The sequence below is a fragment of the Hymenobacter actinosclerus genome, from assembly GCF_900111515.1.
GTDB classification, from domain to species: Bacteria; Bacteroidota; Bacteroidia; order Cytophagales; family Hymenobacteraceae; genus Hymenobacter; species Hymenobacter actinosclerus.
Map to the genome: position 1 here is coordinate 636403 of NZ_FOHS01000002.1, position 18545 is coordinate 654947.

Genomic DNA, 18545 nt, shown 5'->3' on the forward strand with positions numbered 1-18545 from the left:
GCAGAGCAATAGCCCAATTCATAATTCATAATTCATAATTCATAATTCATAATTCATAATTCATAATTCATAATTCAAAGGGGAATTTCCAGCGAAAACCGGGCCCCCTGGTCGGTTTCGCTTTCCACCCAGATGCGGCCGGCGTGCAGCTCCACTATTCTTTTGCTGATGGCCAGGCCCAGGCCCGTGCCTTCGGGCTTGCGGGTGGTCTGGTTCTGGGCCTGGTAGAATTTATCGAACAGCAGGTGGTGGAACTCCGGCGCAATACCCTTGCCATTGTCTTCCACCCAGAGGCACAAACCGCCGGCCGTGGGCTGGACGCCCACCGCAATGCGCCCCGTGCCGTCGGCCCGGCACGATTTAATGGCGTTGCTGAGCAGGTTCACCAGCACCTGCATCAGCCGGTCCCGGTCGCCGGACAGGGCGGGCAAGGCGGGCGGCACGGCCAAATCCAGCCGGATTTGCTTTTCGCGCAGCTGCGGGCTCACGGCTTCGAGGGCGTCGGTGATGATGTCGGCCACATCGAGCGGGGTTTTATCCAGGCGCACCGTGCCCGACTCGTACTTCTCCAGGTCGAGCACCAGGGCAATCAGCCGGCTCAGGCGCTCAGCCTCGCGGGTGATGGTGTGCAGAAAGCGGTGGCGCTCCTCCTCGTCCAGCTCGGGGTTGTCGCTCAGGATTTCCGACAGCGCCCGGATGCTGGTCAGGGGCGTGCGCAACTCGTGGGTGACGGTGTAGAGAAACTCATCCTTGTGCTGGTCGAGCTCCTGGAGCTGGTCGTAGGCCTGCTGAAGCTGGTGGGTGAGGGCCTGGAGCTGCCGCTGCTGCTTCTGGAGCTGGCGGTTGGCCTCCAGCAGCTGCTGGCTTTCCTTGAGAATAACCACCACGTTATCGAAGCTGATATCCTCCTCTCCCACCGACGAACGCAGCAGCAGCCGGGCCGAAGCCGGGCCAATGGCGCCGGCCAGCAGCTTCTCGGCGTAGGAAAGCAGCCGCGGGTCGGCGGGCAAGTCGGGGGCGGCAGTGGCGGCCGAATCGGCGGCGGCGGGATAATCGGGGCGGGTGGGCAGCACCTGGGGGAAATGTTCGCGGAAAGCATCGAGGGCCTGAATGGTGCGCTTGCGGCCCAAGAAGCCGGTTAGCAGGGCCCGCACATCGGGCAACGAGGCCACGCCGTGCCAGCCGGCCGGAGCGTTTTCAAACCCCGGTTCGTGCCGGAACACGTGCACAAACAGCTGGGCCTGCCGCTGCTCCAGCGCCGAGGGCGCCCGCCCCAGCAGCGACACGCCCAAGTACAGCCCGATGTTGAAAAACCAGCTCCAGAATAGCCCGTGCGTCAGCGGGTCGAGGCCCGTGAGGCCCAGCAGCGCCTCCGGCCGCAGCCAGCCCAGGCCCAGCGGCCCGGCGCTCAGCAGCGTTTCCGAAAACAGCCCGGGCCCTACCATAGTAGGCAGCACCAGCGTGTAGAGCCACAGCAGCAGGCCCGCCAGCAGGCCGGCGCCGGCGCCGGCCCGGGTGCCGCCCTGCCAGTACAGTCCGCCGAGCACCACCGGAGCAAACTGGGCCACGGCGGCAAACGAAATCAGCCCGATATTGACCAGCGGCAGCAAATGGCCCACTGCGGCGTAGAAGCCGAAGGCCAGCAGCAGCACCAGCACCACGGCCAGCCGCCGGCTGTGCAGGGCCAGTTGCCCAAGCCGGGCAAACCAGCGCGGCCCCTCGGCCCGCCCCACCGACTCGCGCACGAACAGCGGCATGAGCAGGTGGTGGCTCATCATCACGCTCAGGGCCACAGTTTCGACTACAATCATGCTGCTGGCCGCCGAGAGGCCACCCAGGTAAATGAACAGCGCCAGCCAGGGCCGGCCGGCCTGCAACGGCAGCGCCAGCACGTACATATCAGCATCGAGGCGGCCGGCACCATCGAGCAGGCGGCCCCCGAAGGCCAGCGGCATCACCAGCAGGTTGATGATGATCAGGTAGAGCGGAAACAGCCACATGGCTTTGCGCAGGTGGTCCTCGTTCACATTTTCCACCACGCTCACCTGAAACTGCCGCGGCAGCAGCAGAATGGCCGACATGCTCAGCAGCAGCAGCGTCAGCCACTGCCCGGGCGTAGTGCCGGCGCCTTCGAGCGTGAACAGCCGCTGCAAATCGGGCACCGCCGAGGCCCGCCCGAACACGTCGGTAAAGCCGTTGAACAGACCGTAAACCACGAACAGCCCGGCCACCAGAAAGGCCACCAGCTTGAACAGGCTCTCCACGGCCACGGCCAGCACCATGCCTTCGTGCCGCTCGGTGGCCTCGACGGAGCGCACCCCGAACACGATGGTAAAAAAGGCCAGCACCACCGTGGTGTAGAAGGCCGACGTAACGGCCGCCGCATCCTCAATGGGCAGCCCCAGCGCGTTCGGGCCGTGGGTCAGCATCTCAAACGAGGCCGCAATGGCCTTTATCTGGAGCGAAATGTAGGGCACCACGCCCAGCACGCAGCCCACTGTAGCCAGCGCCCCCAAACTGGCACTCTTGCCGTAGCGCGCCGAAATGAAGTCGGCAATGGACGTAAGGCGCTGGGCGCGGCAGATGCGGATGATTTTGCGCAGCACCAGCCAGGCCAGCGGGGCCATCAGCGTGGGCCCCAGGTAGATGCCCACGAACTCCAGCCCAAAGTGCGCGGCCCTTCCCACCGAGCCGTAGTACGTCCAGGCCGTGCAGTACACGGCCATGCTCAGGGCGTACACGTAGGGGTTGCTCACCCAGCTCCGCCGCGCCGCCACCCGCCGCTCGGCCGCATACGCCACCCCGAACAGCAGCCCGAGGTAGCCAAACGAAAAACCGATTACCAGCAGCGGGGACATTTTTTTAATTATGAATTATGAATTATGAATTATGAATTATGAATTATGAATTATGAATTATGAATTATGAATTAATAATTTGTGGGCGTTTATGGGGTTTCGAATGGCGTTTTACATTCATTTTTTTTCGCAAAGAATCTGTATTATAATTCATTCAAACAGCATCTCCCTTACGTACCATCTCACTTCTCATATCTCAATACTCACGTCTCAATTCTTAATTAAAGAAGCCGTGAGGGCGACCAAAGCGGCCCACACAACCAGCACGTACAGGTAGAGCACCGGAATGCCGGCCAGTCGGGCGTCGTGGCTGAAGGCGCCGAGCAGCGGGAAGTTGAGCAGCACGCCGAACAACAGCGCCAGAAACAGCAGCCGCTGCCCCCGTCGCTGCTCAGGCCGCTCGGAAGGAAGTTGAGAGTTGGGCATGGCAAGGTGGTTTGGGACGTGGAGGAAGCGAGGCAAAAAAACGGCCGTGCGCGGACTGCCAAAGCAAGCAAAATCCGCCGAACCAACGGCCCGGCGGACTTATACTCGTAACCCGGCCGGGGCGGCAGGCTTAGTCCATGATGCGGACGTTGCGGATGTCCTTCATGTAGAGCGAGCCGATGATGAAGGTAATCAGGGCAATGACTACCGGGTACACCAGGCCAAAATAGATGCTGTGCTCCTGCAGAAAACCACTTGGCTGGGTGGCCGCCCAGCCTACCATGGCCGTCGAAATCAACGGCACCAGGCCGCCGAAGATGCCGTTGCCAATATGATAGGGCACCGACAGCGAAGTATAGCGCACTTTGGTCGGGAACAGCTCGACGAGGTAGGCGGCAATGGGCCCGTAGGCCATCGTCACGAACAGCACGAGGCAGAAAATCAGGGCAATCAGGGCCAGCATGTTGGGCTCGTTGGCCACCATTACGGCCGGCACGGCCACGCCGGCCGCATCCACGGTGGCGGCAGTTTTCTCCACCAGCGGGCCGGAAAACGCCTTCAGGCCGTAGAAAATCGGGATGGTGAATATGGCCCCGCACAGCAGCCCCGTCATGATGATGCGCTTGCGGCCGATGCGGTCGGAAAGGCTGCCGAAGTAGATAAAGAACGGCGTGGCCAGCAGCAGCGCTACGCACAGAATAATGCTGGCCGGAATCTGCTCAATCTTGAGTACGGTCTGCAAAAAGAAGTAGGCGTAAAACTGCCCCGTATACCACACCACACCCTGGCCCATAGTAGCGCCAAACAGCGCCAGCAGCACCAGCTTGCGGTTTTCGGGCTCCACGAACGAGTCGCGTAGCGGCGACTTGCTGGTGGTGCCTTCGGCTTTGGCTTTGGAGAAGAGCGGCGATTCATCGAGTTTGCGGCGGATGTAGTAGGAGGCAATAACGAGCACGCCCGAAAGCAGGAACGGAATGCGCCAGCCCCAGGTCTTGAACTCCTCGTCGCCCACGGCGAGCCGGGTGCCGATGAGCACCGCGATACTCACAAACAGCCCGATGGTGGCCGTTGTCTGAATAAAGCTGGTGTAGTAGCCACGCTGGTTATCGGGCGAGTGCTCGGCCACGTAGGTGGCAGCCCCGCCGTACTCGCCGCCCAGGGCCAGGCCCTGCACCACGCGCAGCAGGAACAGCAGAATCGGGGCGGCCACGCCAATAGTGGCGAAGGTGGGCACCAGCCCGATGGCAAACGTGGAGCCGCCCATGAGCAGCAGCGTGAGCAGGAACGTGTACTTGCGGCCCACCATGTCGCCGATGCGGCCGAACACGACAGCGCCAAAGGGCCGCACCACGAAGCCCACCGCAAAGGCCGCCAACGTAGCCAGCAGCGCCGCTACGGGGTTGTCTTTGGGAAAATAGAGGGTAGCAATTATGGTGGCCAGCGACCCGAAAATGTAGAAGTCGTACCACTCAATCACCGTTCCGACCGAAGACGAGGTGATTACCTGCCAGATTTTGCTGGTCGATACCTGGTTGTTGTCGTGCTCGGCCGAAGCCTCCACGGTCGGCGGGTAGCCGGGGCGCTGTACGTCTGGGTCCATCTGTCTGAAAAATTGGAAGTGGGAGATGAAACGGGATGGGCAGGTTTGGCGGCCCCTGGCCTACTGCCCGCAGCAAAGACTTGTACAGATGCTAGTGCATGATGCAGCCTTCTATACAGGTCTTTTGCCAGGCCGGCATAAGAGTGACTTCGCGCCGCCTGCAGGACCACCCTCCTACAGGAAAATCATGGTCTGGAGCGTGATTTCGGGGCGGTAGTTGATGTTTTGCGGGTTCGAGTAGTCGGGGCGGGCGCGGTAGTTGAGCGTGAGCTTGGCGTTGTGGCCATCGAGCAGCACGTTGGCGCCCAGGTCGTACACGTTCACGTCTTTGGCTCCTATTTCCTTCAGGCCGTCGAAGTTGCCGTGCATCCAGGCGGCGTAGGGCTGCACCCGGGCTTTTTCGCCCAGCACGTTTTTGGGCAGCAGGTAGCCCACCTGCCCGTACAGGGCCGAGCCGGTGCCCAGCGTAGGATAGGTGTTGCCCCGCAGCGTGCCAGCCCCGGGAATGGCGTTGGAGCCGCCCGCGCCACTCGGGTTCAGGCTGCCAATGTTGCGCACGTAGTTGCTGCCAAAATTATAGTTGTAGTACACCCCGTAGGCCGTCAGGGCAGTGCCGGCGTCCTTGTTAATGGGCGAGTCGTAAAACACGTCGGCCGACCAGACGCCCAGGTTTTGCAGGCGGTTGGGCACGCTCGCGAAGGGGTCGGCCGGGGTGGGCACGGGCACGGCGCCGGTGCGCGAAATCATGGCGTCCTTGTTAAACAGAAAGCCGGCTCCGATATTGAACACGCGCTTGGTGCCCAGGTACGAGCCCGTTTGGTAAGGCAGCAGATTAGCTTCCTGGTCGAGGAATTCGTAGGCCAGGTAGCCCTGGTAGCTTTTATGGGAGTTCCGCGGGTTGAAGTCGGCCACATTCAGCGGCTGGGTGGCGGGCGTCTGGGCCTGGTTGGTGGCAAAGGGGTCGTTCATGGCCAGAACGTAGTCGAGCTTACCGACCCGGCCCTTGGCATAGATGCCCAGCCCGCGGGCAAACTGGTCGGTTTTCTCGATGGTAGGCCAGTTGACGATGGGCACATCATAGGCCAGCATGTTGAGCGTGCTGGCCCGGCTCATGCGCGAAATCCCGTTCTGGTAGTGCAGGCCCGCGCCAATGTTCAGGTACTTGAACACCTTGTACTCGACCACCGCCTCGTGCACAAACAGCTGGGGCTTTTTGCCCGGGTCGCCGATGCCCACGCCCCCACCCACGGCATTCTGGTTGTTGATGCCGAGGTGGGTGATAATAAGAAAGCGCGGATTCAGCTGGGCATACAGCAGCAGCCGCGAGCGGCGCAGGCCCACATCGAAGGTGCTGCTCTCAGGGTCGCCGGCCACGCGCTGCGAGCCGGTGTTGTTCTTGTTGTAGCGCGTCCAGACCTGATGCCAGCTGATGATGCGGAAGTACTTCGAGCCATCGGGCGACATATTCACCTTCAGCCCGGCCCCGTAGGGCACCGACTCGGTGGGGGTGGCGGCGGGCGGTGGCGGGGCCTGGGGGGCCGGGGCCGGGGCGGGCGGGTTGCCGGGCGGCGTGGGCTGCACCTGGGCCGAGGCAGTAGCGGCCAGCAGCAAGGCACTCACGGCCAATGGGTAGCGGACGTTTCGCATAAGGGTGGGGAGAAGTGGAACGAAACTGGTTCAACCCCGGCAGCCACCGCCACTAAGGCAGCGCTCCGGTACCCCCAAGTAGCAAAATCCCCACCCGCAAACCCGCACGTTGGCTATACTTCCGCTAATGCCCTATAGCTTCAGGCCTGCCGGAACCGTTCCCACTTGATGAGCATGTACTTATCGCCCAGCTCGGTTATCATCATACCCGAGCCCTTGATGTTGTCGGGGTGCTGGAAAAACTCGGCCAGCTCTTTCTGATTGAGGATTTTATAGGTCGGGTGGTAGTCGGTCTGCCGCGGGGCCTTCACGCCGTACTTCTTCACCCAGTTCATCACGCTCACGTGGCTCACGCCCAGCAGCCGCTCAATTTCGCGGTAGCTCACGCCCTCTACATACAGTTGCAGGGCCTTGATGACGTAATACGGGTTGGTTTCCTTGCCGGCCTTGGCCACCGAGTAGTGGTAGCCGCAATTCCGGCATTTATACCGCTGCCGGCCACCCACAATGCCACTTTTGGTGGCTTCCATCGATTCGCACTTGGGGCAGCGGAGCTGAGACATACAGACGGATAAGTAGAGCCTACTTTAAGGCTATAGCTATTTAGTAAAGATATAGCACTTGAGCAACTATTTCTTTTGTTGGCTTAAGTTTGCCCAATGAAGCAGGTGCGCGGATTCAACCGAAAATACCGGCAGGCGGCGCGGGCAGCGGCAGTAGCACCGCCCCTGTCAGTGGCCCGGCTCCAGCAGTTTCAGTATGATTATGAGAAGGCTGGTCATGGCCCCCTGCGCTACTGGTGCTGGGTTAGCGCTCCGCTTCCCCGTCCGCTCCGGCAACTGGGAGCAGCGTGGTTGCTGCAGACTTTTTTTCAGTGGCAGAAGTCTGCTTGCCAGCTGGCCGAGCCGGTTTATCTCGCCATCTGGCTTACCAGTGTCGATTTCCAGGAGGACGCGCAGGTAGTAGCTGCCATCCAGTACCGCATCAGCTGGTACGAAAACACCTTCGGCGAAGCAGTACCCACCGGGCCGCCGCTACCGCCCGAGTACCAGTCGCTACCCGGCGCCGACTGCCTTGCCTGGACCACCCACCGCAAGCACGCGTGGCTCGCTGCCGAGGATTTCCCGCACGGATGGCCCGCCCGGCTCCTGCGCCGCGAACACAGGCTGCATACGCTGGAAGACGGCCGCGACTTTCTGATAGTGCCGCGCGGCTGGGTGTGGGTCGGCCGGCCGATCGGCGAACTTCAGCGCGAGCGGCGCAAATCCACATCCAGCTGAGCATTGAGGCGCAGGCCGCGGTTGTACTCGAACACCGGGCGGCCCGTAACCGGCTCGGGGCTGCCGTGCTGGCTGATTTGGTTGAGGTAGTTGAGCTCCAGCTGCAGGTTGGGCCCGAACTGGTAGCCCAGCCCCGCCGAAAGCCGGCTCTGGTTGAACACATTCTGGCCCACGTTGCGGCCGAAGCCGACAAACACTTCGCCGAAGCCGTTGAGGTACCACTCGCGGTTGTCGAGGGTGGGGCCCTGCAACGGCAGCCGGGCCAGCAGCTGGTAACGGACGCGGTTCTGGTACTGCCAGTCGGTTACCGGGCCCTGCCCTTCGCCGGCCCGCTGGCCAATCCAGCGCTGCTCCAGCCGCAGGCGGTGCTCCAGGTGCAGGCGGACCAGCTCGTCGGTCAGGGTTACATCCTGGTAGGTGCGGTGCTCCGGCTGGGGGCGGCCGTTTACGCTGGGGTAGCGGCCGTAGGAGCTGGTGCGCAGAAAGGTGTAGCCCGCCGACACTTCCAGCCGCTCGCCCAACTGCCGCATCAGCCCGGCGCGGGCCAGGTGCTGCTGCTGCCGGCCCAGCAGCTTCACCCGCCGCAGCTGGTACTCGGTGTGCAGGCTCCAGTGGTCGGCCAGTTGCAAGTCGCCCGAATAGGTGGCCCAGCCCAGCGTGTTAGAGTCGGGCAGGCGCGCCGGGGCCTGGGCCCGGGCGTGTTGAGGCAGCCCGCTCAGCAGCACTAACAGCAGAACCAGGACGCAGTATTTTCTCATAGCAAAACAGCCCACTCGGCGCAGGCAGTACCGGCTTTGCCTACGGCTGGGCAGGCGCGAAGTTCAGGAGTCCGGTTGCCGCACCACGGCCAGCAGGGCATCCACGGCCAGCCCGAGGCGGCGCATATCCAGCCGGGCCAGCGTGTCGGTGGGTTGGTGGTAGCTTTTATTGCGGTAGAAGGCCGTATCGGTAAGCAGCACGGCCGGGTAGCCGAAGTGCCAGTAGTTGAGGTGGTCGGAGAAGTCGATGCCCGGCAGCCAGGCGGGGGCCTTGAAGCGCTTGACGGGCAGCCCGGCAGCCGTTTTGTAGCGCCGCGCGAACTGCCGGCCGAAGCGGCCATTGCCAAATTTCTGCGCCACGGCTACATAATTACCCCGGCTGCCATACACCCATTTCAACGGGCCGACGGGGTACTTCTGGCTGCCTTTACGGTCGTCGTAGTAGCCCAGCATTTCCAGGGCCACCATGCCGCGCACCGGCACGCCGGCCGCGTGCAGGGCTGCGGCGTGCACGTAGCTGCCCATCTGCGGGGTCCGGAAAAACGGCGGTTCTTCCAGCGTATAGGCCACCAAATCGATGCGGTAGGGCAGCGCGGGTTGCCCGCCCAGCAGCCGGGCCAGCTCCAGCAGCGCCGCCACGCCGGTGCCGTTGTCGTCGGCCCCCGGCTGCTCGCCGCATACATCGTAGTGCGCCCCGATAATAAGGCGTGGGCCGGTTTCGGGGCCGAAGTGGGCCAGCACGTTGCGGTAAGTCTGGCCCTGCACCTCGTAGGGCTGTTCGGTGGGCCGGCCCCCGGCGGCGGCCAGCTCATCTTTGATGTAATCCGCGGCCTGGTTGAGGCTGGCCAGGTGCTGGTAGTTGCGCGGCTCGGGCGTGGTGGTAAGGGCCACCAGGTGGCGACGCAGGCGGGCCGTATCGGCCGCCGTGGGTTGGGCCGGGGTCTGAGCCAGAACGGGGGCGGCAAGCAGCAGCAGCGGCAGGAGCAGGCGAAACAGCATGGCGGGGTTGTGGAATTCGGGTGGCAACCCACAGCAGGGAAGCCGCGACCCAAGAGGCAAAGCGGGCCGGCGGCGGGAAATTACGCCGATATCCCCGACCTTCGCCCCATGTCTTTCCACACCATCGACCCCGCCCAGCTTACGCCTGCCCAGCTCCACCCGTTTATGGTAGGTGCCATTGCCCCGCGGCCCGTGGCCTTCGCCAGCACCATTGCGGCCGATGGCAGCGTGAACCTGAGCCCCTACAGCTTCTTTAACTGCTTCGGCTCCAACCCGCCCATTCTGGTATTTTCGCCCGCCAACCGGGTGCGCGACAACTCCCAGAAACACACGCTGCAAAACGTGCGCGAGGTGGCCGAAGTCGTCATCCACATCTGCGACTACGCCATGGTCGAGCAGATGTCGCTGGCCAGCACCGAGTATGCCAAGGGCGTGAACGAGTTCGAAAAGGCCGGCTTTACGGAGCTGCCCAGCCAGAAAGTGCGCCCGCCGCGGGTGGCCGAGGCCCCGGCGGCCTTCGAGTGCGTAGTAGAGCAGGTGATTGAACTGGGCCAGAACAACGGGGCCGGCAACCTGATCGTCTGCCGGGTGGTGCTGGCTCACTTCCGCGAGGATATCGTGCTGCCCACCGGCGCCGGCATCGATCCGTTCAAACTCGACGCCATTGCCCGCCTCGGCGGCGACTGGTACTGCCGGGCCTCGGGCAGCAGCCTGTTCGAAGTGCCCAAGCCCAACCGCAACCTGGGCATCGGTATCGACCAGCTCCCCGAGTTCATGCGCACCTCTAGCGTGCTCACCGGCAACAACCTGGGCCGGCTGGCCAACATCGAGGTCCAGTCCATGCCAACCGATGAGCAGGTAGCCGCTTTCCGCCACGAGCCTTTGGTGAGCTACACCCTCAACCAGCACGCTGCCAACGCCCCCCGCCAGCGCCACGAGCTGGTGCTGCTGGGCCAGAAGCTGCTGGAAGAAGGCCGGTTGCTCGACGCCTGGAAAACCCTGCTATTGGCCGAATCGGTGGTGAGTGAGTAGCTTGAGCCAACTGCTTTAGCTTGTTTCTTCATGCATTGCCCACGACTAAAGCAGCGTGCAACCACGTTTACCACGAGCTGGAACAGCTGATTGTGGCCGTAAACGGCCGCATTGAGTTGCTGGTAGAAACGCCCGGCCACCAACGCCACACCTATTACCCGGAGCAGCCTACCCAGGGCCTCTACGTGCCGCCGTTGTGCTGGCGCGAAAGCCGCTTCGGCCCCGGGGCCGTGCTCTAGTGCCTGGCCTCGCAGGAATACGACGAGGCCGATTACATCCGCGACTACGACGACTTTACCCGGCTGGTTAGCGGGTAAACCGTGTCAACAAATCGATAAAATCAGTTCCGCGCCGGGCAATGCCACCGGCTACTGGCCCACGGCCGCGGCCCGCTCCTTGCGGCTTCCGATTGGCAATAGCCGGAAGTACTTGGTTTTCAGCTTGCGGTTAAGATAGGGGGGCAGCGGCTGGCCCTCCTGGTAGGCAGCCACTACCCGCTGGTACTGCCGCGGCCCGAAGCGGGTGTAGCGGTAGGCACCGTAGCCCACCATCAGGCCCCCAATCAGCAGGTCACGGCTGGCATCTTCATCCAGGCTCTCGTAGTACGACTCGTTGTCACGCCGCTCCTTTTTGCTGCTGGTAGCCACCATCGTTTTTTTCACCGCGCCGGTGGCCATAATAGCTGTGCCGCCTTCCAGCCAACCCCGCATGGCCTTGGAGCGCTGCATAAACAGGTGCTGCAGGGCCCGCAAGGTGTCGGTGCGGTCGTAGCGCAGGGTGCTGAGGCTGGGCAGGGCTGTCGGCGCCGCGGCCATATCGGCGCCCAGCGGCCGCGCCTGGCCCCAGGCCTGCGGGGCCGCAGCAGCGGCAGCAAGCAGCAGCCCGGCAGTAAGTAAGGTCAGCTTATGCATAGCAGAATCAGCGGGTAGTTTGACCAAAGAGCCGGCCTCGTCTTCAAGCGTTGCAACCGCCTACAAAATCCGTGCAATCCGTTAAAATCCGTGCTAATCCGTGATCCTAGTTACGCACGGCAATCATCAGGGCCAGCTCTTTGTAGCGCATATTGAAGCGGCGGGCGATGCTGGCGTTGGTGAGCGAGCCTTTGTAGGCGTACACGCCGGAGCGGAAATGCTCGTTGGTAAACAGCACTTCGTTCACGCCGCCGTGCTGGCTGATTTCCTGCAGAATGGGCGTGAAAATATTGCTCAATGCGTTGGTCGCCGTGCGCGGCACCCGCGAGGCAATGTTAGGCACGCAGTAATGAATAACGTCGTACTTGCGGAACACCGGCTTGGCGTGGCTGGTTACCTCGCTGGTTTCGAAGCAGCCGCCCTGGTCGATGCTGACGTCGATAATCACCGAGCCGGGCGACATCTGCGACACGGCCTCCTCCGACACCATAAATGGAATTCGGCCTTCCTCGGGGTTGAGGGCGCCAATTACCACGTCGGCGCGGCGGATTTGCTGGTTGAGGGCGAACGTGTCGAGGGTGCTGGTATAGAGCTGGGGTTGGCCCAGGTTCTGCTTGAGGCGGCGCAGCTTGTAGAGGTGGTTGTCAAACACCTTCACCTCGGCCCCCAACCCAATAGCGGCCCGGGCCGAATACTCGGCCACCGTGCCGGCCCCCAGAATAACCACCTGCGAGGGCGGCACCCCCGTAATGCCACCCAGAATAATGCCCTTGCCCTCATCACCGCCGCGGGCCGCCAGGTACTCGGCGGCTACCAGCATCACCGTGGAGCCCGCAATTTCCGACATGGCCCGCACCACCGGCCGCGCCCCGCTCGGGTCCTTGATGAGCTCGAAACTGATGGCGTTGATTTTCTTGCGCAGCAGGGCCGTGATGTAGTCGGCCGTGAGCGTGCCGAACTGCAGGGCCGAAATCAGGGTCTGGCCGGCCCGCAGGTACTCCATTTCCTCGTAGGTGGCGGGGGCCACTTTCAGGATGATGTCGGCTTCGAACACCTCCTTCTGCGAGTAGGCGATGGTAGCCCCGGCTTCGGAGTAGTCGTGGTCGGAGTAGCGGCTGGGCTCGCCGGCCCCGCTTTCGAGCAGGATTTCGTGGCCGCCCTCCACCAGGTGCTTCACGGCCTCGGGCGTGAGGCAGATGCGGTTTTCCTGCAACGACGTTTCCCGGGGCAGCCCGATAAACAGCTTGCGCTTGCGCGTTTCCACCGCCAGCATCGATTCCTGGGTGAAGTAGGCGCGGCTGGCGGCCAGCGACTCGAAGCCGGAGGGTACTGCTTGGGGCATATTGCTGAATTATGAATTATGAATTATGGATTTTGAATTAGTGCTTTTTACCAACTTCTGCTTTGCGATGGCAGGCGGAAAAACAATTCCTAATTCATAATTTAAAATTCATAATTATCAATTGCTAGTTCCCGCGAAGCGGGTCCGGTGACGGTGAGCGTGAGGGTAAGGCGGTGGTCGGGCAGCAGGGGCGCCACGCGGGCAGGCCACTCAATCAGGCAAAGATAACCAGAATCGAAGTACTCGGAAGCGCCGATTCGCTCGGCTTCGGCGGGCTCATCGAGGCGGTAGAAATCGAAGTGGTAGACGGGCACGTCGGCGGCCGTGCGATACTCGTTGATGAGGGCAAAAGTGGGGCTGCTAACCTCTTCGGCCACGCCCAGCTCGCGGCACAAGGCCTTGATGAAGGTAGTTTTGCCGGCCCCCATCTCGCCTTTGAAGCAGATGATGGTGTGGCCTTCGAGGGCGGCCCGCACCTGGGCAGCGGCGGCGGGCAGATCGGCCAGGCTGGGAATGGAAATCGTGCGCATGGCGGCAAAGGTACACCGGCCGGGCGGCGGCTCAAACCGCGGCGGTTGCGTACTTTTAGCCCGCCTTCCCTCCGACCTTAACCAACCACCCCTATGAGCACCACAACCCTCCACGTTTCGCAAATGGCCGCGGGCCTGATTGGCTCCGAAATCATCAAAATCGGCAACGAGGTCAACGACATGATCCGCCGGGGTGAGCAAATCTGCAACCTCACTATCGGCGACTTCGACCCGACCGAGTACCCGATTCCGGCCGAACTGAAGAACGGAATTATTGCCGCCTACCAGGCCGGGCAGACCAACTATCCGCCCGCCAACGGCATGGCCGGCCTGCGCGAAGCTGCCGCCGCCTTCACCGCCAGCCGACTCGGCCTGGAGTACCCGGCCGCCGATTTTCTGGTGGCCGGCGGCTCGCGGCCGCTCATCTACGCCACCTACCTGGCCCTCGTAGATGCCGGCGACCGGGTGGTGTTTCCGGTGCCGAGCTGGAACAACAACCACTACTGCCACCTTTCGGGCGCCGAGGCTGTGATGGTGCCCACCCGGGCCGAAAACAACTTCATGCCCACCGCCGCCGACCTGGCCCCGCACCTGGCCGGCGCCACCCTGCTGGCCCTGTGCTCCCCGCTCAACCCGACCGGCACCGTCTTCAGCCGCGCCGATCTGGAAGCCATCTGCGACTTGGTGCTGGCCGAAAACCAGCGCCGTGGCCCCGATGAAAAGCCGCTCTACCTGCTCTACGACCAGATTTACTGGCTGCTGACTTTCGGCGCCACCGAGCACTACGACCCGGTGAGCCTGCGCCCCGCCCTGCGCGACTACACCATCTACATCGACGGCATCTCGAAGTGCCTGGCCGCCACCGGCGTGCGGGTGGGCTATGCGTTCGGCCCGGGCGAGGTCATCAACAAGATGAAGGCCATTCTGGGCCACGTGGGCGCCTGGGCCCCCAAGGCCGAGCAGGTGGCTGTGGGCCAGTACCTGCCCCAAACGGAAGCCGTAGATGCGTACCTGACCGGCTTCAAGCAGAAGATCCAACTTAGCCTTAACCTGCTGCACGAGGGCCTGCAAACCATGAAGGCGGACGGGCTGCCCGTCGATTCGCTGGTGCCGCAGGGGGCCATCTACCTCACCGCCAAGCTCGACGTGCTGGGACGCACCACGCCCGCCGGCCAGCGCCTCGACACCACCCAGCAAATCACGTCCTACCTCATCAGCGAGGCGAAGCTGGCGCTGGTGCCGTTCAGCGCCTTTGGCACAGAGGGTACCGCGCCGTGGTTCCGCATGTCGGTAGGCGGTGCCTCGGCCGACTCTATTGCGGCGGCTCTGCCCCGGCTGCGGGCGGCTTTGGAAGCGTTGCGGTAGGCTACACGTTAACGTGCGGCGGCTACTTCTGGGGCCGCCGCACGTTAACGCACCAAACCGCTCATCTTCCAGTTATTAACGCACTTGCGCGCAGAGTTTTTCGCGTCTCACCATCTTACGCCTTCGACCTATGGCCCGATTCTTAATGCTTCCGCTGTTGCTGCTGGGCTTTGCTGCCAGTGCTCAGACCACCACGCCGACTGATGCTGCCCCACGTATCGGACTTAACAAGCCGGCCGGTAGTGCCGGAAATACAACCGGTGTAAAAGCCAAGCCAGCGCCGCTTTACGTTGTCGACGGCAAGATTATCGACGCGTTTCAGTTGTCGGCTATCAGCCCCGATCAGATCGAGAAGGTTGACGTGCTGAAAGGAACCACTGCCATTGCCCGCTACGGCGAGAAGGCTAAGGACGGGGCCATATTAATCACATTGAAACCAGCAGCTGCAACAAAGTAGACTACTATCAGAAACAGAACAGGGCCGCCATAACTGGCGGCCCTGTTCTGTTTCTGATGACTTAACCCCTACCCTTTCGGGCTCAGCGTGACGTACGGGATGATGCACTCCTCCAGGGAGATGCCGCCGTGCTGGAACGTGTCCTTGTAGTAGTTCACGTAGTAGTTGTAGTTGTTGGGGTAGGCGAAGAAGAAGTCGCCGACCGTGAACACGTAAGCGGTGCTCACGTTTTCGCGGGGCAGGAAAATGTTGTCGGGCTTGCGCACGGTGTACACGTCCTTGGTGTCGTCGAAGCCCAGGTTTTTGCCGTGCTTGTAGCGCAGGTTGGTGTTGGTGTTCCGGTCGCCCACAATTTTGTAGGGACGCTTCACGCGAATCGTGCCGTGGTCGGTGGTGATGATGACCTTGCCCTTGCGCTCGGCAATCTGCTGGAACATCTCATACAGCGGCGAGTGCAGGAACCACGATTTGGTCAGGCTCCGGTACGCCGATTCGTCGGCCGCCAGCTCCCGGATCATGGCCATGTCGGTGCGGGCGTGGCTGAGCATGTCCACGAAGTTGTAGACGATGACGTTGAGCTTATAGTTGTTGTGCAGGTTGGCCATTTTGCCCAGCAAATCCTTGCCGGCCTGCAGGTTGGTTACCTTGTTGTAGCTGAACTTGTGCTTCTGATTGGCCTTCTGGAACATGATTTCCAGGAACTCGGCCTCGTGCAGGTTCTTGCCCTCGTCGTCGTCGTCCCACACCCACAGGTTGGGGTATTTCTTCTGAATTTCGCTCGGCATCATGCCCGAGAAAATGGCATTGCGGGCGTAAGCCGTGGTGGTGGGCAGGATGCTATAGTAGGTTTCCTCCTGATCAACGGTGAACATCTCCGCAATAATCGGCTCCAGCACCTTCCACTGGTCGTAGCGCAGGTTGTCGATGAGCATAAAGTACACGGGCGTGTCGCCGGTTTCCTTGAGCAGCGGGAACACGCGCTCCTTGAACAGCTGGTGCGACATGAGGGGCGCGTCGGCGTCGCCGTGCAGCCAGTCCTCGTAGTTTTCCTGGATGAAGCGCCCGAAGTAGGTGTTGGCCTCGTCCTTCTGCATGTTGAACACCTCGGCCATGCTCTTGCCCTCGGTTTCGTTGATTTCCAGCTCCCAGTACACCAGCTTCTTGTACACGTCGGCCCACTCGGCGGGGCTGAGCTGGTCGCCGAGCTGCATGCCCAGCTGGCGGAAGTCGCGCTGGTAGCCCGAGTTGGTTTTCTCGCTGACCAGCCGCTTGTTGTCGAGCACGCGCTTCACCGACAGCAGAATCTGGTTCGGGTTGACGGGTTTGATGAGGTAGTCGGCAATTTTGGCGCCGATAGCCTCCTCCATGATGTGCTCCTCCTCGCTCTTGGTAATCATCACCACCGGCACGGTGGGGCGCAGGGCCTTGATTTCGGTGAGCGTTTCGAGGCCCGTCAGGCCGGGCATGTTCTCGTCGAGGAAGACGATATCGTAGGTTTTCTCCTGGATTTCCTCCACCGCGTCGGTTCCGGAGTTTACGGCGGTTACGTCGTAACCCTTCTCTTTCAGGAAGAGGATGTGCGGCTTGAGCAGGTCGATTTCGTCGTCGGCCCAGAGAATGGAGTATTGCATATGGTAGGGTGAGAGGTACAAAAGAAAGCCCGGGCAGCGGCCCGGCGCGAAAGAAACGGCCCGGCAAGGGCGTTGCGCCGGCCGGGTCGTTTAAAGATGTCGGGCAGCCGGCGGGGGTTGCGGCTGCGGTTTCGTAAGTAGCTTTACTCTCAATCCTGGCCTTTAGGTTGTTATTTTTTTCGGGTGCCGGCGCTATTTCGTGCCAGCTCCGCCGTAAAGAAAACCAAAAATTAGCGGCTTGGTTTTTCCCAGCTACTATAACCGAGCCCGCACCGCGGTTTTGCGAGTGACTTTTCGGGACTAGTTCCGGCGCCGGAAACCCGCTGCCTACCAACGTTTCAGATGAACAAAAAGAAGATTTTCAACGACCCGGTGTACGGCTTCGTCACCATCCCGACGGAGCTGCTCTTCGACCTGATTGAGCACACCTACTTCCAGCGCCTACGCCGGATTCAGCAGCTGGGCCTGACGATGTTCGTGTACCCGGGGGCACTGCACACGCGCTTTCACCACGCGCTGGGCGCCATGCACCTCATGTCGCTGGCGCTGCGCACGCTCAAGGACAAGGGCGTGAAGATTTCGGCGGCCGAAGGCGAGGCGGCCATGGCGGCCATTCTGCTGCACGACATCGGCCACGGCCCCCTCTCCCACGCCCTGGAAAAAAGCATTTTCCACGATGTGCACCACGAGGCCGTGAGCCTGCACCTGATGCGCAAGCTCAACGCCGAGTTCGAGGGGGCGCTGGATCTGGCCATTGCCATCTTCCAGGGCACCTACGCGCGGCCGTTCTTCCACCAGCTCGTCAGCAGCCAGCTCGATATGGACCGGCTCGACTACCTCAACCGCGACTCGTTTTATACCGGCGTGCAGGAAGGCCGCCCGGGCGCCGACCGCCTCATTAAAATGCTGACCGTGGTGGACGAGCGGCTGGTGCTGGAGGAAAAGGCGGTGTACAGCATCGAGAACTTTCTGGTGAGCCGGCGGCTGATGTACTGGCAGGTGTACCTGCACAAAACCGTGACCAGCGCCGAGCAGATGGTTATCCGCATCATGCAGCGGGCCCGCGACCTGGTGCGCTCGGGCACCGACGTGCCGGCCTCGCCTAACCTGCACTTCTTCCTCTCGCGCAACGTCACGCAGCAGCAGTTTGAGGCCGACGACACCATCCTGCGCCGCTTCGCCCGCCTCGACGATACTGACGTGTGGGGCGCCGTGAAGCTCTGGGCCGACCACCCCGACACGGTGCTGCGCTACCTGGCCCAAAGTCTGCTCGACCGGCGCCTGTTTAAAATCACGCTCCAGACCGAGCCCTTCGATGAGGAGTTCCAGCTCGGCATCGTCGAGCTGATTGCCGCCCGTTTCGAGCTGCCGCCCGCCGAAGCCGCCCAGTTGATGATTGCCGGCCGCATCAGCAACAACGCCTACGACGCCGACGGCCACGACTCCATCGACGTGCTCACCAAGCGCGGCAAAGTCGTCAACGTCGCCGAAGCCTCCGACCTGCCCAACATCAAGGCCCTGGGCCAGCGCGTAGAAAAGCACTACATCTGCTACCCCAAGGAGATATTGTGAGTTGCCAGTTGCCAGCGGTAAGTTGCCAGGATAACCGCACGTCATTCTGAGCGGAGCGAAGAATCTCGCGTGCCACAGTAATCCTGACGTAAGAAATTACCATTGCACGCGAGATTCTTCGCTCCGCTCAGAATGAC

At 62.0% G+C, this 18545-nt stretch carries 16 protein-coding genes and 1 pseudogene; 6 read left to right on the plus strand and 11 right to left on the minus strand.

Going from position 1 to position 18545, the window contains the following annotated elements:
• Positions 1 to 74: 74 nt before the first annotated feature.
• From BMY67_RS09040 to BMY67_RS09060, 5 genes are all read right to left on the minus strand, one after another.
• Positions 75 to 2858, minus strand: coding sequence for a sensor histidine kinase (locus BMY67_RS09040; protein WP_092770646.1), 2784 nt, complete (start codon positions 2856 to 2858; stop codon positions 75 to 77).
• A gap of 210 nt (positions 2859 to 3068) precedes the next feature.
• The gene (locus BMY67_RS09045; RefSeq protein ID WP_092770648.1) at positions 3069 to 3284 is read right to left on the minus strand and encodes a hypothetical protein; all 216 of its coding nucleotides are present in this window, start codon (positions 3282 to 3284) and stop codon (positions 3069 to 3071) included.
• Between the two features lie 130 nt (positions 3285 to 3414).
• On the minus strand, positions 3415 to 4884 hold the full coding sequence (locus tag BMY67_RS09050) for an MFS transporter (RefSeq protein ID WP_245744970.1): 1470 nt from the start codon (positions 4882 to 4884) through the stop codon (positions 3415 to 3417).
• A 174-nt stretch (positions 4885 to 5058) separates the two neighbouring features.
• Positions 5059 to 6531, minus strand: coding sequence for a hypothetical protein (locus BMY67_RS09055; protein WP_245744971.1), 1473 nt, complete (start codon positions 6529 to 6531; stop codon positions 5059 to 5061).
• A 140-nt stretch (positions 6532 to 6671) separates the two neighbouring features.
• A complete protein-coding gene (locus BMY67_RS09060; RefSeq protein ID WP_143069756.1) occupies positions 6672 to 7094 on the minus strand; it encodes an IS1/IS1595 family N-terminal zinc-binding domain-containing protein in 423 nt (140 codons plus the stop codon).
• 96 nt (positions 7095 to 7190) lie between these two features.
• Between BMY67_RS09060 and BMY67_RS09065 the strand changes: the two genes are divergently transcribed.
• Positions 7191 to 7811, plus strand: a complete 621-nt coding sequence (locus BMY67_RS09065) for a hypothetical protein (RefSeq protein ID WP_143069757.1) — start codon at positions 7191 to 7193, stop codon at positions 7809 to 7811.
• Here the strand turns inward: BMY67_RS09065 and BMY67_RS09070 are convergent.
• Positions 7778 to 8569 (minus strand): DUF2490 domain-containing protein, encoded by a 792-nt coding sequence (locus BMY67_RS09070; protein ID WP_092770657.1) that lies wholly within the window; start codon positions 8567 to 8569, stop codon positions 7778 to 7780. The genes BMY67_RS09065 and BMY67_RS09070 overlap by 34 nt on opposite strands.
• A gap of 63 nt (positions 8570 to 8632) precedes the next feature.
• Positions 8633 to 9568, minus strand: coding sequence for a M28 family peptidase (locus tag BMY67_RS09075; RefSeq protein ID WP_092771649.1), 936 nt, complete (start codon positions 9566 to 9568; stop codon positions 8633 to 8635).
• Positions 9569 to 9676: 108 nt separating this feature from the next.
• Here BMY67_RS09075 and BMY67_RS09080 point away from each other — a divergent pair, with 108 nt between their 5' ends.
• Both BMY67_RS09080 and BMY67_RS19610 read left to right on the plus strand, forming a co-directional pair.
• A complete protein-coding gene (locus BMY67_RS09080) occupies positions 9677 to 10600 on the plus strand; it encodes a flavin reductase family protein (RefSeq protein WP_092770659.1) in 924 nt (307 codons plus the stop codon).
• A gap of 35 nt (positions 10601 to 10635) precedes the next feature.
• Positions 10636 to 10917: pseudogene (locus BMY67_RS19610) on the plus strand (WxcM-like domain-containing protein).
• Between the two features lie 51 nt (positions 10918 to 10968).
• Here the strand turns inward: BMY67_RS19610 and BMY67_RS09095 are convergent.
• The 3 genes from BMY67_RS09095 to tsaE all read right to left on the minus strand — a co-directional run bounded on the left by BMY67_RS09095 (position 10969) and on the right by tsaE (position 13383).
• Positions 10969 to 11511: a hypothetical protein gene (locus BMY67_RS09095; protein ID WP_092770663.1), complete on the minus strand. Its 543-nt coding sequence runs from the start codon at positions 11509 to 11511 to the stop codon at positions 10969 to 10971.
• A 106-nt stretch (positions 11512 to 11617) separates the two neighbouring features.
• Complete coding sequence (locus BMY67_RS09100) at positions 11618 to 12853, minus strand: alanine dehydrogenase (RefSeq protein ID WP_092770665.1); 1236 nt, start codon at positions 12851 to 12853, stop codon at positions 11618 to 11620.
• A 101-nt stretch (positions 12854 to 12954) separates the two neighbouring features.
• Complete coding sequence (gene tsaE / locus BMY67_RS09105; RefSeq protein WP_092770667.1) at positions 12955 to 13383, minus strand: tRNA (adenosine(37)-N6)-threonylcarbamoyltransferase complex ATPase subunit type 1 TsaE; 429 nt, start codon at positions 13381 to 13383, stop codon at positions 12955 to 12957.
• 93 nt (positions 13384 to 13476) lie between these two features.
• On the opposite strand from tsaE, the gene BMY67_RS09110 reads away from it, so the two are divergent.
• Both BMY67_RS09110 and BMY67_RS09115 read left to right on the plus strand, forming a co-directional pair.
• Positions 13477 to 14748, plus strand: a complete 1272-nt coding sequence (locus BMY67_RS09110; RefSeq protein ID WP_245744972.1) for a pyridoxal phosphate-dependent aminotransferase — start codon at positions 13477 to 13479, stop codon at positions 14746 to 14748.
• Between the two features lie 130 nt (positions 14749 to 14878).
• Positions 14879 to 15205 carry a TonB-dependent receptor plug domain-containing protein gene (locus BMY67_RS09115; protein ID WP_092770668.1) on the plus strand — a complete coding sequence of 109 codons (327 nt, stop codon included), beginning with the start codon at positions 14879 to 14881 and terminating at the stop codon, positions 15203 to 15205.
• Positions 15206 to 15273: 68 nt separating this feature from the next.
• Here BMY67_RS09115 and porX read toward each other — a convergent pair whose 3' ends face one another.
• A complete protein-coding gene (gene porX, locus BMY67_RS09120) occupies positions 15274 to 16836 on the minus strand; it encodes a T9SS response regulator signal transducer PorX (RefSeq protein ID WP_092770670.1) in 1563 nt (520 codons plus the stop codon).
• Positions 16837 to 17178: 342 nt separating this feature from the next.
• Here porX and BMY67_RS09125 point away from each other — a divergent pair, with 342 nt between their 5' ends.
• The gene (locus BMY67_RS09125; protein WP_092770672.1) at positions 17179 to 18408 is read left to right on the plus strand and encodes an HD domain-containing protein; all 1230 of its coding nucleotides are present in this window, start codon (positions 17179 to 17181) and stop codon (positions 18406 to 18408) included.
• Positions 18409 to 18545 lie beyond the last annotated feature (137 nt).

Bases quoted from the DNA above. Each gene is read 5' to 3' on its own strand.
- BMY67_RS09040 (WP_092770646.1), bottom strand. From the start codon at position 2,858: ATGTCCCCGCTGCTGGTAATCGGTTTTTCGTTTGGCTACCTCGGGCTG.
- BMY67_RS09045 (WP_092770648.1), bottom strand. From the start codon at position 3,284: ATGCCCAACTCTCAACTTCCTTCCGAGCGGCCTGAGCAGCGACGGGGG.
- BMY67_RS09050 (WP_245744970.1), bottom strand. From the start codon at position 4,884: ATGGACCCAGACGTACAGCGCCCCGGCTACCCGCCGACCGTGGAGGCT.
- BMY67_RS09055 (WP_245744971.1), bottom strand. From the start codon at position 6,531: ATGCGAAACGTCCGCTACCCATTGGCCGTGAGTGCCTTGCTGCTGGCC.
- BMY67_RS09060 (WP_143069756.1), bottom strand. From the start codon at position 7,094: ATGTCTCAGCTCCGCTGCCCCAAGTGCGAATCGATGGAAGCCACCAAA.
- BMY67_RS09065 (WP_143069757.1), top strand. From the start codon at position 7,191: ATGAAGCAGGTGCGCGGATTCAACCGAAAATACCGGCAGGCGGCGCGG.
- BMY67_RS09070 (WP_092770657.1), bottom strand. From the start codon at position 8,569: ATGAGAAAATACTGCGTCCTGGTTCTGCTGTTAGTGCTGCTGAGCGGG.
- BMY67_RS09075 (WP_092771649.1), bottom strand. From the start codon at position 9,568: ATGCTGTTTCGCCTGCTCCTGCCGCTGCTGCTGCTTGCCGCCCCCGTT.
- BMY67_RS09080 (WP_092770659.1), top strand. From the start codon at position 9,677: ATGTCTTTCCACACCATCGACCCCGCCCAGCTTACGCCTGCCCAGCTC.
- BMY67_RS09095 (WP_092770663.1), bottom strand. From the start codon at position 11,511: ATGCATAAGCTGACCTTACTTACTGCCGGGCTGCTGCTTGCTGCCGCT.
- BMY67_RS09100 (WP_092770665.1), bottom strand. From the start codon at position 12,853: ATGCCCCAAGCAGTACCCTCCGGCTTCGAGTCGCTGGCCGCCAGCCGC.
- tsaE (WP_092770667.1), bottom strand. From the start codon at position 13,383: ATGCGCACGATTTCCATTCCCAGCCTGGCCGATCTGCCCGCCGCCGCT.
- BMY67_RS09110 (WP_245744972.1), top strand. From the start codon at position 13,477: ATGAGCACCACAACCCTCCACGTTTCGCAAATGGCCGCGGGCCTGATT.
- BMY67_RS09115 (WP_092770668.1), top strand. From the start codon at position 14,879: ATGGCCCGATTCTTAATGCTTCCGCTGTTGCTGCTGGGCTTTGCTGCC.
- porX (WP_092770670.1), bottom strand. From the start codon at position 16,836: ATGCAATACTCCATTCTCTGGGCCGACGACGAAATCGACCTGCTCAAG.
- BMY67_RS09125 (WP_092770672.1), top strand. From the start codon at position 17,179: ATGAACAAAAAGAAGATTTTCAACGACCCGGTGTACGGCTTCGTCACC.